The sequence below is a fragment of the Cellulomonas sp. plas2 genome (assembly GCF_057221735.1).
This window is the reverse complement of sequence record NZ_CM170155.1, coordinates 2,587,837-2,600,923: the sequence shown is the minus strand read 5'-3', so window position 1 is coordinate 2,600,923 and position 13,087 is coordinate 2,587,837. Positions and strand designations below refer to the sequence as shown.

At 76.1% G+C, this 13,087-nt stretch carries 10 protein-coding genes; 4 read left to right on the top strand and 6 right to left on the bottom strand.

Going from position 1 to position 13,087, the window contains the following annotated elements:
• Positions 1-19 precede the first annotated feature (19 nt).
• Genes AC2TDM_RS11640 through AC2TDM_RS11630 form a run of 3 tightly spaced genes read right to left on the bottom strand, consistent with a single transcriptional unit; the run spans position 20 to position 3,130 of the window.
• Complete coding sequence (locus AC2TDM_RS11640) at positions 20-985, bottom strand: acyl-CoA thioesterase (RefSeq protein WP_484634715.1); 966 nt, start codon at positions 983-985, stop codon at positions 20-22.
• A gap of 13 nt (positions 986-998) precedes the next feature.
• Entirely contained in the window at positions 999-1,382 is a 384-nt protein-coding gene (locus AC2TDM_RS11635; RefSeq protein WP_090029960.1) for a globin, read from the bottom strand.
• Positions 1,383-1,438: 56 nt separating this feature from the next.
• Entirely contained in the window at positions 1,439-3,130 is a 1,692-nt protein-coding gene (locus AC2TDM_RS11630; protein WP_484634714.1) for a putative PEP-binding protein, read from the bottom strand.
• A 427-nt stretch (positions 3,131-3,557) separates the two neighbouring features.
• Between AC2TDM_RS11630 and AC2TDM_RS11625 the strand changes: the two genes are divergently transcribed.
• Positions 3,558-3,788 (top strand): PTS sugar transporter subunit IIB, encoded by a 231-nt coding sequence (locus AC2TDM_RS11625; RefSeq protein WP_090029964.1) that lies wholly within the window; start codon positions 3,558-3,560, stop codon positions 3,786-3,788.
• Positions 3,789-3,790: 2 nt separating this feature from the next.
• Positions 3,791-4,261: a PTS sugar transporter subunit IIA gene (locus AC2TDM_RS11620; RefSeq protein ID WP_239078844.1), complete on the top strand. Its 471-nt coding sequence runs from the start codon at positions 3,791-3,793 to the stop codon at positions 4,259-4,261.
• 27 nt (positions 4,262-4,288) lie between these two features.
• Here AC2TDM_RS11620 and AC2TDM_RS11615 read toward each other — a convergent pair whose 3' ends face one another.
• Both AC2TDM_RS11615 and AC2TDM_RS11610 read right to left on the bottom strand, forming a co-directional pair.
• Positions 4,289-5,347, bottom strand: a complete 1,059-nt coding sequence (locus AC2TDM_RS11615) for a mechanosensitive ion channel family protein (RefSeq protein WP_484634713.1) — start codon at positions 5,345-5,347, stop codon at positions 4,289-4,291.
• Positions 5,344-7,605 (bottom strand): prolyl oligopeptidase family serine peptidase, encoded by a 2,262-nt coding sequence (locus tag AC2TDM_RS11610; RefSeq protein ID WP_484634712.1) that lies wholly within the window; start codon positions 7,603-7,605, stop codon positions 5,344-5,346. Before AC2TDM_RS11610 ends, AC2TDM_RS11615 begins: the two co-directional genes overlap by 4 nt.
• Positions 7,606-7,669: 64 nt before the next feature.
• Here AC2TDM_RS11610 and malQ point away from each other — a divergent pair, with 64 nt between their 5' ends.
• Both malQ and AC2TDM_RS11600 read left to right on the top strand, forming a co-directional pair.
• Positions 7,670-9,805, top strand: coding sequence for a 4-alpha-glucanotransferase (malQ, locus tag AC2TDM_RS11605; protein ID WP_484634711.1), 2,136 nt, complete (start codon positions 7,670-7,672; stop codon positions 9,803-9,805).
• Positions 9,802-10,410 (top strand): P-loop NTPase family protein, encoded by a 609-nt coding sequence (locus tag AC2TDM_RS11600; RefSeq protein ID WP_090029972.1) that lies wholly within the window; start codon positions 9,802-9,804, stop codon positions 10,408-10,410. The genes malQ and AC2TDM_RS11600 overlap by 4 nt, the downstream gene beginning before the upstream one ends.
• A gap of 71 nt (positions 10,411-10,481) precedes the next feature.
• Here the strand turns inward: AC2TDM_RS11600 and pepN are convergent, their stop codons facing one another.
• A complete protein-coding gene (gene pepN, locus AC2TDM_RS11595) occupies positions 10,482-13,079 on the bottom strand; it encodes an aminopeptidase N (protein WP_484634710.1) in 2,598 nt (865 codons plus the stop codon).
• Positions 13,080-13,087: the final 8 nt, after the last annotated feature.

The following is a 13,087-nucleotide window of genomic DNA, read 5'->3' as shown; positions in this document are numbered from 1 at the left end:
CCGACCGGTTCGCAGGGGCTCAGCCCTGCGGCACGCGGACCATGCCCTCCTGCGCCACGCTGGCGACGAGCGTGCCGTCGTGGGCGAAGACGCGCATGGCGCCCAGGCCGCGCCCGCCCTGGGCCGACGGCGTGGTCTGGTCGTACAGCAGCCACTCGTCGGCCCGCAGGTCGCGGTGCCACCACTGGGCGTGGTCGAGGCTCGCCACCGCCAGCCCGCGCGTCATCCAGGACAGCCCGGCCCGGCGCAGCACGGGCTCGAGCATCACCTGGTCGCAGGCGTAGGCCACGAGCGCGCGGTGCAGGACGGGGTCGTCGGGCAGCGGTGCCCGCGAGCGCATCCACACGCGCTGCCGACCCGTGCTCTCGCCCGCGTGCCCCAGGTACAGCGCGCCGTCGACGTGCCGCACCTCGAACGCCGACTCGTGCGTCCAGAAGCGGGCCATGGGGTGGTCGACGTGGCCCATGACGTCGTGCGCGCTCGGGACGTCCCAGGGCTCCGGCACGTGCGGCGGCACGTCGTCGGCGAACTCGACCCCCGGCTGCGGCGGCTGGAACGAGGCGATCATCGACAGGATCGGCTCGCCGTGCTGCAGCGCGTGCGTGCGCCGTGCCGAGAAGGACCGGCCGTCGCGCAGCCGCTCGACCTGCAGCTCGATCGGCTCGGCCAGGTCCCCGGCCCGCAGGAAGTAGCCGTGCAGCGAGTGCGGCAGCCGCCCGTCGGGGACGGTGCGGGCGGCGGCCAGCAGGGCCTGCGCCAGCACCTGCCCGCCGTACACCCGGCCGTCGGGCTTGGGCAGGCTCCGGCCGACGAACGCGTCCTCGCCCGAGGGCGTCACGTCCAGGGCGTCGAGCACGGCCCGCGTGGCGGCGACGGCGGCGGGGTCGGCCCGCGTCACGCGCGGTGCGCGGGGGTCCGGCTCCGGGAGCGGGGCGTCGTGCTCGTCGTGCTGCTGCTCGTCGTGCTGCTCGTCGGGCGGAGTCATGCGCGGTGCGGCCTCAGTCCTCGAAGGTGTTGAGCAGGGAGTGCGCGGCGCGCTCCAGGTAGTCCCACAGCTCGGCGCGGTGCAGGGGGGCGAGGTCCAGCTCGTCGACCGCGGCACGCATGTGGCGCAGCCAGCGGTCCCGCGCGTCCGGGTTGACCTTGTAGGGCGCGTGCCGCATCCGCAGCCGCGGGTGCCCGCGGGTGTCGGAGTACGTCGTCGGACCACCCCAGTACTGCTCGAGGAACAGGGTCAGGCGCTCGGCCGCCGGGCCCAGGTCCTCCTCGGGGTACATGCCCCGCAGCACGGGGTCGTCGGCCACCCCGCGGTAGAACGCGTCGACGAGCGCGACGAACGTCGCGTGCCCGCCGACCGCCTCGTAGAAGGAGTCCGTCCGCACCCCGTCAGCCTAGTGGCGGGCCCCGGCGCACCCGGACCGGGGCGTCGTGCACGCGCCTACGCCGCCACGACGTCCGTCTCGGCGGGGGGCAGGGCCGCGAGCGCGGCCAGGCGCGCGCGCTCCGCGGTCGGTGCCGCCAGCGCCGCGGCGGCGGCCGCGCGGCACTGCTCGAGCGTCGCGCGGGCCAGCCCGGCCGCCACCGGCCCGAGCGCGTTGGGCCGGACGGACAGGTGCGCCGCACCGAGCCCGACGAGGACGCAGGCGAGCGCGGGGTCCACCGCCGCCTCGCCGCTGACCCCCACGGGCCGGCCGCGGGCGGTGCCGGCGGCGCACGTGAGCGCGACGAGCTGCAGGACGGCGGGCTGCCACGGGTCGTGGAGGGTCGCCACGGTGCCGAGCGACCGATCCGCGGCCATCGTGTACTGGGTGAGGTCGTTCGTCCCCACGCTGGCGAAGGCCGCCCGCTCGAGGATCGGCCCGGCGACGAGCGCCGCCGACGGCACCTCCACCATGACGCCCGCCGTGGTCAGCCCCTGCGCGGCGCAGAGCGCCACGAACCGGTCGGACTCCTCCACCGTGGCGACCATGGGCGCCATCACCCACACGTCCGCGCCGGAGCCGTCCGCCGCCTGGGCGACCGCCCGGAGCTGGTCCTCCAGCAGGTCCGGGTGCGCGGCGGAGGTGCGCAGGCCGCGCACGCCGAGCGCGGGGTTGTCCTCGCCGTGGTCGACGAGGAACGGCAGCCGCTGCTGGGCGCCGGCGTCGAGGGTGCGGACGACGACGGTGCGGCCGGCGAACGCCTCCAGCACCGCGCGGTAGGTCGCCACCTGCTCCTCGACGGACGGCGCCAGGGTGCGCCCGAGGAAGCTCGACTCCGTGCGGTACAGGCCGATGCCCTCGGCCCCGGCGGCCGCCGCCGCGAGCGCCTCCGCCGGCGTGCCGACGTTGGCCAGGAGGGGCACGTGCACGCCGTCGGCGGTCAGGCCGCGGCCGGCGAAGACCGGGGCGCCGGCGGGTGCGAGGTCGGCGGGCTCGTCGCCCGCCTCTGGCCGGACGGTGACCGTCCCGGCGTCCCCGTCGACGACGAGGACGTCCCCGTCGTGCACCGCCGCGACGAGCCCGTCGACGGAGACGACGGCGGGCACCCCGAGCGAGCGCGCGATGATCGCGGTGTGCGACGTCGGGCCGCCGGTCGCCGTGACGATGGCGCGCACGCGCGCCCGGTCAAGGGTGGCGGCCAGCGCCGGGGCGAGGTCGCCGGCCACGAGGACGTACGCGTGGTCGCACGCGGGCAGGCCGGGTGCCGGGCGGCCCGTCAGGTCGGCGACGATCCGGTTGCGCACGTCGACGACGTCGTGGCTGCGCTCGGCGAAGACCCCGCCGAGCGCCTCGAACATGGCGGCGACCTCGGCCGCGGCCTCCCAGACGGCCCGCTCGGGCACGAGGTGCTCCTCGAGCACGCGGCGCCGCGCGTCGTCCAGCAGGGCGGGGTCCGCGGCGATCGCCGCCGTGGCCTGCAGGATCTCCCGGGCGTCCCCCTCCACCCGGGCCGCGTCGGCCTCCAGCGCCGCGCGGACGCGGTGCGAGGAGTCGGCGATCCGCGCCGCGGCGGCCGCCACGTCGCCCGACGGCGGCACGCGCACACCGGCGGGCGGCTCGAGCACCGGGTCGGGCAGCCGCAGGGCGGGCCCGGACGTGCGGCCGGGGCTCGCGGGCAGCCCCGGCAGGACCGTGGTCGTGGCGCTCACCGGGTCGGACCTCCTCGTCGTCGCGGGGTGCGTGGGGGCAGTGTGGCCGACCCGGCGCCCACCGCGCCAGCGCGCCGCGCCGGGGCCCGGCGCGGGGGCGTCGTCGCTGGTGGCGACGCCAGGGCGCAGCCTGCCGCGGGCGGCCGCGCCGGCGGCGGGACGCAGGTCCCGGAAGGCCCGTCGAGGTGCCGGGCCCGCACCGCGAGGTCGTCGACCACGTCCCCGCCGAACGCTCGACCGGATCCCCGACCGGATCCTCGACCGGATCCTCGACCGGATCCTCGACCGGGGGCTCGACCGGGGGCTCGACCGGCGGCTCGAGCAGGCCCCGCGTGGAGGACCTGCACCCGTGCCGTGGCCGTCGCGTGCAGGAGGGTTACCCTGGTCCCCGCGCGTCGCCCCGACGTGCGGGACACGGAGGAGCACGGTGAGCAAGGCGGAGCAGATCCTCGCGGCGCTGGGTGGCGACGGGAACGTCGTCGACCTGGAGCCCTGCATCACCCGCCTCCGGGTGGAGGTCGGCGACTCGCAGCTGGTCGACGAGGCCGCGCTGAAGGCGAGCGGGGCGTTCGGCGTCGTCCGGTCGGGACGCATCGTGCAGGTCATCGTCGGGCCGGAGGCGGACAACCTCGCGGCCGAGCTGGACAGCCTGCGCTGAGCGTGGCGCGCACGCCCGCCCCGGTGCTCTGCCCGGTCGACGGGCGTGCCGTGGCGATGTCGGACGTCCCGGACGCGGTCTTCGCCGAGGAGATGGTCGGTCCCGGCATCGCGGTGCAGCCCGACGAGGCCGCGGCGTCGCTGACGGCCCTGGCGCCGGTGGCCGGCGTCGTGACGACGGTGCACCCGCACGCCTTCGTCGTCGAGGACGACGACGGGCGCTCCGTGCTCGTCCACCTCGGCATCGACACGGTCGAGCTGCGGGGCGAGGGCTTCACCGTGCACGTCGCGGCGCAGCAGCGCGTGACCGCCGGCGAGCGCGTCATCACCTGGTCGCCCGCGGCGGTCGCCGCCGGGGGCCGCGCGACCGTCTGCCCGGTCGTCGCTCTCGAGGCCGACGCGGGCGCGCTGGCCGACGTGCCGGCGCCCGGCACCGCGCTGACGGCCGGGCAGCCGCTGCTCACCTGGGGCTGACGGCCCGCCCCGCCCCGGCCCCCGTCCCTACCCCTGCGGAGGGCTGGATGCGGCACGGTCCGCGGACGACGACGCGGTGCCGTCGCCGGCCGTGTCGCCAGCCGTGTCGCCGAGCGCGGCGCCCAGGGTGCGCTCGCGGTGCGCGGCGAGCGCGTCGCGCTGCCCGGCCAGCGGGATGCCCGCCTCCTCCAGCAGGCGGCGGACCTCGAGCCGCAGCCGCCGCGCCACGGCCCACTGCTGCGCGGGGCGCGTCCGCACGCGCAGCCGGACCGTGACGGCCTCGGCGCTGAGGCGCTCGATCGCCGCGACGTCGGCCGCGCCCTCGACGGCGTCGCCGAGCCCGGGGTCGGCGGCCACGCGTCGCGCGGCCTCCTCGAGCAGGGCCTGCACCTCGTCGAGGTCGACGAAGTAGTCGACGTCCACCTCGACCGTCGCGGCGGACCACCCCTGCGTCTTGTTGCCCACCCGCAGCACCGCGCCGTTGGGCACGTACCAGAGGGTGCCGTCGTCCCCACGGATCCGCGTCACGCGCAGGCCGACGGCCTCGACCGTGCCCGTCGCCGGCCCCACGTCGACGACGTCCCCGACGCCGTACTGGTCCTCGACGAGCATGAACAGTCCCGTGAGGAAGTCCTTGACGAGGCTCTGCGCGCCGAAGCCGAGCGCGACGCCGACGATCCCCGCCGACGCGATGAACGGCGCGATGTTGATGCCCAGGGCGTCGAGGACGAGCACCACGACGATCGTCCCGACGACGAGCGAGGACGCCGAGCGCAGCACCGACCCCACCGTGCGCGAGCGCTGGGCGCGCCGGGCGGCGGCGAGCGGGTTGGCCCGCAGGAGCACGGCCGCCCGCTCGTGCTCGCTGATCTGCCCGAGCACGCCCCGCCGCCACACGGGCCGGCCGTCGGCCAGGTGGTCGGTGACGCGGTGGATGAGCGCGCGTAGCACGGCCACCGCGACCAGCCCCGCCACCACGATGATGACGATCTGCAGCGGTGTCCCCAGCAGCCAGTCCAGGCCCGCGCGCCCGCGCTCGAGCCCGGCGTCGACGAGGTCCGGGGTGGGGCTGGGGGTGGCGGTCACCGCACCGCCCCCGTCCGGTCGGCGACGAACTGCAGCTGCTCGACGGTCAGCGCGATCGTGCGCGACAGCGCGCGCCCGCCGTGGCCGACGCCGACCTCCCGGCGCAGGAGCACCGGCCGCTCGTCGGCGGGCGCGCTCGTCGCGTGCTGGAGGGCGGCGGCGAGCTTGCGGGCGTGCAGCGGGTCCACCCGGGTGTCGCCCTCGAAGACGGTGAAGAGGACGGCCGGGTAGGCCGTGCCCGGCACGACGCGGTGGTACGGGGAGTAGCCGAGCAACCAACCCAGCTCGACGGGGTCGTCGGCGTCGCCGTACTCCTCCGTCCACGTCGTGCCCAGGCCGAAGCGCTGGTAGCGGACCATGTCGAGCAGGGGCGCCGAGCAGACGGCCGCCGCGAACAGGTCGGGACGCTGCGTCACCGCCGCCCCGACGAGCAGGCCGCCGTTGGAGCCGCCCCAGCAGGCGAGACGGTCGGGTGCCGTCCACCCGTCGGCGACGAGCCGCTCGGCCACGGCGACGAGGTCGTCGAAGACGTGCTGCTTGGCGCCGCGCATGCCGTCGCGGTGCCAGTCCTCGCCCTCCTCGCCCCCGCCGCGGAGGTTGGCGACGACGTGCACGCCGCCCGCCTCGACCCACGCGAGCGTGGAGGCGGAGTACCCGGGCTCGAGCGAGATCTGGAAGCCGCCGTACCCGTAGAGCACGGTCGGTGCGGGGGCGAGCGGCCGTCCGTCGGCGTCGAGCGCGTCCGCCCGGGCGACGACGAACGCGCGCACGGTCGTGCCGTCGGCGCTCGTCGCCTCGAGCCGCTGCACGCGGACGTCCGGCAGGTCCGCGACGACGCCGGGCGGTGCCGCCCACAGCGTCGTCGTGCCCGTCAGCGCGTCGAGGCGCAGCACGTGCGGGACCGTCGTGTGGTCGGTGTACGAGAACCAGACCTCGTGGCCGCCCTCCGGGCGCGTCGCCAGCCCGGACACCGAGCCGAGCCCCGGCAGCATGACCCGGCCGGCGTCGCCGGGCAGGGGCTCGCCCGTCGCCGGGTCGTGCACGGTGATCTCGCTGACGGCGTGGCGGCGGCGGGAGGCGAGCAGGCGCACGGGCCGCTCGGGGTCGCCGTCGTCGGCGAGCGTCACGTGCTCTAGCACGGACCCGGGGTCCTCGGGCAGCAGCGTCCGCCAGCCCTCCACCCCGGGCGCCGCGGGGTCGGCGACGCAGAGGCGTCCCCGGGGGGCTTCGAGGTCGGTGTGCACGTACAGGCGACCGTCGCGGCCGACCGACACCCCGGCCTGCGCGTCCCGTCCGACCATGACCTCGGTGAAGGCCGGGGCCGCGGCCGACCCCTCGTCGTCCGGCGTGGCGTCGATCCGCGCGAGCCACACGTCGGTGCGCGGCGCGGTGCCGGCCGAGGCGGACACGACGAGCCACCTGCCGTCGCGCGAGACGGTCACGCCGTAGTAGTTCGTGGTCGCCAGCCCTGCGCCGAACACCTCGACGTCGGCCGTGGGGTCGGTCCCTACCCGGTGCAGCCAGACGCGCCGGTGATACTGGCGCTCGTCGGCGGGGAGGTCCTCCGGGGGCAGCCGGCGCACGTAGAAGAAGGCGCGGCCGCCCGGCAGCCAGGCGACGGGGGAGTAGCGGGCGCGGTCGATCGGGCCGTCCACAGGGCGACCCGTCGCCACGTCGAGCACGTGCAGGACGCTCTCCTCGGTGCCGCCCGTGGACACCTGGTACGCCAGCAGGTCGCCCTCGAGGGACGGCCGCCACGCGTCGAGCGTGGTCGTGCCCGCGGGGTCCAGCGCCAGCGGGTCGACGAGGACGCGCTCGACCTCACCGCCGGCCCCGCCCGTGTCCGCACCCGTGCCCCCACCCGTGCCCCCACCCGTGCCCCCACCCGGCACCGCCGGCTCGCGCACCAGCACCCGCGCGTGCTCCTCGTCGCCCACCCGGCGCGAGGCGAAGCAGCGCTCCCCGCGCCACACCGGCAGCGAGACGGACCCGGCACCCAGCAGGGCGCCCAGGCGAGCGGTGAGCGCGGGACCGGCGAAGGGCCCGTCCGCCCGCGCGCCCGACGGCTCGTCCCAGCGGCGCCGGTAGGTGCGGTACAGGTCGTCCTGCGCGGCCGACCACGCCTGCGTCGCCGGGGCGTCCGCGTCCTCGAGCCAGCGGTAGGGGTCGGCGACGGCGTGGCCGTGCAGGTCCTCCACGAGGTCGAGGCGCTCGGCATCGGGGTAGCGCAGGGCCGGGGCCCCGGGGGTGGCGGTCATGGTCGGCAAGGCTACGACGGGCGCCCGCCCGGACAGACGGACAGGTGGATGGCAGGATCGACGCGTGACCGACGACGTGGACCACCCCTCCGACGCGCTGCTCCGCCTCGCCGAGCTCCACGGCATCACGACGGACTTCTGGGACTACCACGGGCGTCGCCAGACCCCGTCGGCGTCGACGCTGCGGCACGTGCTCGGGGCGCTCGGGGTCGACGCCGGCTCCCCGGCGCTCGTCGACCTCGCGCTGCGCAACGCGGAGGACACCCCGTGGCGCCAGGTGCTGCCGCCGTTCGTCGTGACCCGCCAGGGCCGGTCGGTGCACGTGCCGGTGCACGTCACCGACGGCGACCCGGTGCGCGCGTGGGTCGAGATCGACGCGGACGCGGGCGGCGGCCGCCGTGACCTGGAGCAGGCGGACGCCTTCGTCGAGCCGCGCACGGTGGACGGCCGCCGCGTGGGGCGGGCGACGTTCGTCCTGCCCGACGACCTGCCGCTGGGCTACCACGAGGTCGTCGTGGAGGGACCCAGCGCGCAGGGGCACAGCCCGGCCGTCGTGACGCCGGCCCGGCTCACGCTGACGCCGGCGCTCGGGGACCGCGAGCGGATGTGGGGCCTCATGGCCCAGCTGTACTCCGTGCGCTCGCGCGACTCGTGGGGCGTGGGGGACCTCGTCGACCTCGCCGACATCGCCTGGCTCACCGGGCGCGAGTGCGGTGCGGACTTCCTGCTCATCAACCCGCTGCACGCGGCGGAGCCGACGACGCCGATGACGCCGTCGCCCTACCTGCCCACCACGCGCCGGTTCGTCAACCCGCTGTTCGTCCGGCCCGAGGCGGTGCGCGAGGCGGCGTACCTGTCCTCCGCCGACCGTGCGCTCGTCGAATGGGCGGCCGAGCCGGCCCGCGCGCTGAACACCGACACCGGGCCGATCGACCGTGACGTCGCGTGGACGGCCAAGAAGGCGGCCCTCGAGGTCGTGTTCGCGGCGCCGCGGACGGGTGCCCGGCAGCGGGCGTTCGAGGCCTACTGCGCCGAGGAGGGCACGGGCCTCGACACCTTCGCGCTGTGGTCCGCGCTGGCCGAGCGCTACGCGGGGCAGGACTGGCCCGACGAGGCGTGGGACCTGTCCTCGCCGCTCGTCGCCGCGGCCCGCACGGAGCTGGCGGACCGCGTCGAGTTCTTCCGCTGGCTGCAGTGGGTGGCCGACGAGCAGCTCGCCGCCGCGCAGGCGGCCGCGCGCACGGGCGGCATGGCGCTCGGGATCATGCACGACCTCGCGGTCGGCGTGCACCCGGGCGGTGCCGACGCGTGGGCGCTGCGCGACGTGCTGGCGCCCGAGGCGTCCGTCGGCGCGCCGCCGGACATGTACAACCAGCAGGGCCAGGACTGGTCCCAGCCGCCGTGGCACCCGCAGGAGCTGGCCCGCGTCGGGTACCGGCCGTGGCGGGACATGCTGCGCACGATCTTGCGGCACGCGGGCGCCATCCGGATCGACCACGTCATCGGCCTGTTCCGGCTGTGGTGGATCCCGCGCGGGCAGTCCCCGGCCCTCGGCGCGTACGTCAAGTACGACCACGAGGCGATCGTCGGCATCCTCGCCCTGGAGGCGCACCGCGCCGGCGCGGTCGTCATCGGCGAGGACCTCGGCACGGTCGAGCCGTGGGTGCGCGACTACCTGTCCGAGCGCGGCGTGCTCGGCACCTCGATCCTGTGGTTCGAGTACGACGACCAGGGCGGGCCGCTGGCGCCGGAGAAGTGGCGGCGGCTCGTCCTGGCGACGGTGACGACGCACGACCTGCCGCCGACCGCCGGCTACCTGGCCGACGAGCACGTCGCGATCCGGGAGCGGCTCGGGCTGCTCACCGAGCCGGTGGAGCAGGTCCGCGCACAGGCGGCCGAGGAGCGCGAGCGGATGCTCGGTCTGCTGCGCGGGCGCGGGCTGCTCGGCGAGGACCCGAGCGAGCGCGAGGTCGTCGAGGCGCTGCACCGCTACATCCAGGCGTCCCCGGCGGCCCTGCTGGGCGTCTCGCTGGCCGACGCGGTCGGCGAGCGGCGCGCGCAGAACCAGCCCGGCACGGACCAGGAGTACCCGAACTGGAAGGTCCCGCTGGCCGACGGCTCCGGGCGCCCGGTCCTCGTCGAGGACCTCGTCGAGAGCTCGCGCCTGCGGTCCCTGGCCCGGGTGATGAACGGGTCGTGACCGCCGCGCCGCGCCGCGTCCGCGTGGTCGGGAACTCCGGTGCCGGCAAGACGACGCTCGCCCGGCGGGCGGCCGACGCGCTGGAGGTTGCGCACCTCGAGCTGGACGAGGTCTTCTGGCAGGCCGGTTGGCTGCACCGCGACCCCGCGGAGGGGCGCGCGCTGGTCGCCGCCTTCCTCGCCGGGCCGGGCCGCGAGGGCTGGGTCGTCGACGGCAACTGGCGTTCGCGGCTGCTGGGCATGCTCGACGACGAGGCCGACCTGGTGGTGTGGCTCGACCTGCCGCGGCGCGTCGTCATGCGTCGCGTGCTGGGTCGCACGCTCCGACGGGGTCTGACGCGGCAGCCGTTGTGGCACGGCAACAGGGAACGGCTGAGGAACCTGCTCCTCCGCGACCCCGAGCAGAACGTGGTGCTCTGGGCCTGGACGCAGCACCACGCCTACCGGGCGCGCTACGGCGCGCTGCACGCGGCGCAGGCCGTCCCGCCCGCCGCCTCACGGACGGCGAGGCCAGGGGCCACCCCCTCGTCGGGGCCGTCCGTCCTGCGCCTCTCCTCGGCCCGCGAGGTCGACCGCTGGCTGCGGTCGCTCCGCCGCACGGGGTGATGGCGTCGGGCCGGGTCCTGAGGACCCGGCCCGACGTCCCGCGTCAGGAGCGGCGCACGCGGCACCGGACCTCAGCGGCGGCGGTCGGCCTCCTGCGCGGCGACGGCGCGACGGACGCCGTCGCGCGCCTCGACGACCAGGCGTCGCAGCGCCGGTGCGGCGTCGGGGTGGCCCTCGAGCCAGGCGTCGGTGGCGGCCAGCACGTCGACCTCCGGGTGCCCGGCCAGGGCCGTCGGGTAGAGGCCGACGACGACGTTCTGCGCCATCTCGTTCGTCCGCTCCGCCCACACCCGCTCGAGAGCCTCGAAGTACGGCTCCACGAACGGCACGAGCAGGCCGAGGTCGTGCACGCGGCCGAAGCCCGCGATCGTCGCCGCCTGGACGGCGTTGGGCAGGTCGTCGGTGTCGACGAGGCGGGCCCAGGCCTGCGCCTTGGCCTCCTCCGACGGCAGGGCGGCGCCGGCCGTGGCCGCGGCCCGCTGCCCCGTGGCCGTGGCGTCCTGCTCGAGCTGGGCGTCGATCTCGCCCTGGCCGGCCCGACCGCCCGCGACGAGCGAGACCAGCAGCTCCCACCGCAGGTCCGTGTCGACGGCGAGGCCCTCGGGCGTCGCGCTGCCGTCGAGGACACCGGCGACGGCGTCGAGCTGGGCGGGCGTGGCCGCGCGGGCCGCGAAGGCCTTGACGAGCTGGAGCTGGGTGTCCGATCCGGGCTCGGCGGAGCGGGCCAGCTCCAGGAGCCGGTCGGCCGCCGCCGTGCGGACCTCGTCGCGGTGCTCCGGGGCCACGTAGAGGTCCAGCGTCGTCGCGAGCTGACGCAGCAGCACGAGGACGACGGAGGAGTCCGTCTCGGCCGCGACGTTGCCGAGCACGAGCGCGGCGAAGTCCCGGGCCGGCGTCTCGGCGTCGCGCGTCGCGTCCCAGGCCGCGCCCCAGACGAGGGTGCGCGGCAGCGAGTCGTCGAACGCGTCCAGCGAGGACACGGCCGCCGCCAGCGACTCCTCGTCCAGGCGGACCTTCGCGTAGGCCAGGTCCTCGTCGTTGACGAGCAGCAGCGGCGGGCGCGGCTGCCCGACGAGCTCGGGGACCTCGGTCCGCTCGCCGTCGACGTCGAGCTCGACGTGCAGGACGCGCTCGAGCCGGCCCGAGGCGTCGTCGAGCGCGTAGCCGCCCACGGCGAGGCGGTGCGGCCGCTGGACCGGGTGCTCGTCGGGCACCTCCTGGAGGATCGCGAAGGAGGCGATGGTGCCGTCCTCGGCCGTCGTCACCTCCGGACGCAGCAGCGTGACGCCCGCCTGCTCGAGCCACAGCCGGGACCAGGCGGCCAGGTCGCGGCCGCTCGTCGTCTCCAGCTCGGTCAGCAGGTCGCGCAGCTCCGTGTTGCCCCAGGCGTGCTTGGCGAAGTACGCGCGCACGCCGTCGAAGAACTGCTCACGCCCGACCCAGGCGACGAGCTGCTTGAGCACGCTGGCGCCCTTGGCGTAGGTGATGCCGTCGAAGTTGACCTCGACGTCCTCCAGGTCGCGCATGTCAGCGACGATCGGGTGCGTGCTGGGGAGCTGGTCCTGCCGGTACGCCCAGCTCTTCTCCAGCGAGGAGAAGGTGGTCCACGACGAGGTCCAGCGCGTGACCTCCGCGGCGGCCAACGTCGAGGCGTACTCGGCGAACGACTCGTTGAGCCACAGGTCGTCCCACCAGCGCATGGTGACGAGGTCCCCGAACCACATGTGGGCCAGCTCGTGGAGGATCGTCGTCGCGCGTCGCTCGACCGTCGCCTCCGGCACCTTGGAACGGAAGACGTAGGACTCGAGGAACGTCACCGCGCCGGCGTTCTCCATGGCGCCGGCGTTGAACTCCGGGACGAAGAGCTGGTCGTACTTCGCGAACGGGTAGGGGAAGTCGAACTGCTCCTCGTAGAACGCGAACCCGGCGCGCGTGACGTCGAGGATCGCGTCGGTGTCCAGGCGCTCGGCCAGGGAGCGCCGGCAGTACACGCCCAGCGGGATCGTCCGGCCGTCGCTGCTCGTCAGCTCGCCGTGCTCCGCGTGGTACGGCCCGGCGACGACGGCCGTGACGTACGACGAGAGCCGCGGCGTCGTCTCGAACCGCCATACGGCAGTGCCCTCGTCGCGGCCGCCGTTGGCGTTGACGCCGCCCTCGACGGGCTCCGGCTCACCCACCTGCGGGTAGTTCGACACCACGGTCCAGTGCGCCGGTGCCGTGACGGTGAAGGCGAAGGTCGCCTTGAGGTCGGGCTGCTCGAAGACCGCGAAGACGCGGCGGGAGTCCGCCACCTCGAACTGCGAGTACAGGTAGACCTCGTCGTCGACGGGGTCGACGAACCGGTGCAGGCCCTCGCCTGTGTGCATGTAGTCGCAGTCCGCGACGACGAGCAGCTCGTTGCTCGCCGCGAGCCCGTCGAGCCGGATCCGGGAGTCGCCCACGACGTCCGCCACGTCCAGCGCGCGGCCGTTGAGCACCACCTCGTGCACCGCCGGTGCGATGAGGTCGACGAACGTGCCCGCCCCCGGCGTCGCGTCGAACCGGATCAGCGTGCGGGAGCCGAAGGTCTTCGGGCTCGTCGTCAGGTCCAGCGCGACCTCGTACGACTGCGTCCGCACGACCGCGGCACGCTCCCGCGCCTCGGCACGCGTCAGGTTCTCTCCAGGCACAGACGACT

Coding starts and splice junctions, on each gene's coding strand:
- AC2TDM_RS11640 (WP_484634715.1), bottom strand. CDS start 985: ATGACTCCGCCCGACGAGCAGCACGACGAGCAGCAGCACGACGAGCAC.
- AC2TDM_RS11610 (WP_484634712.1), bottom strand. CDS start 7,605: ATGACCGCCACCCCCGGGGCCCCGGCCCTGCGCTACCCCGATGCCGAG.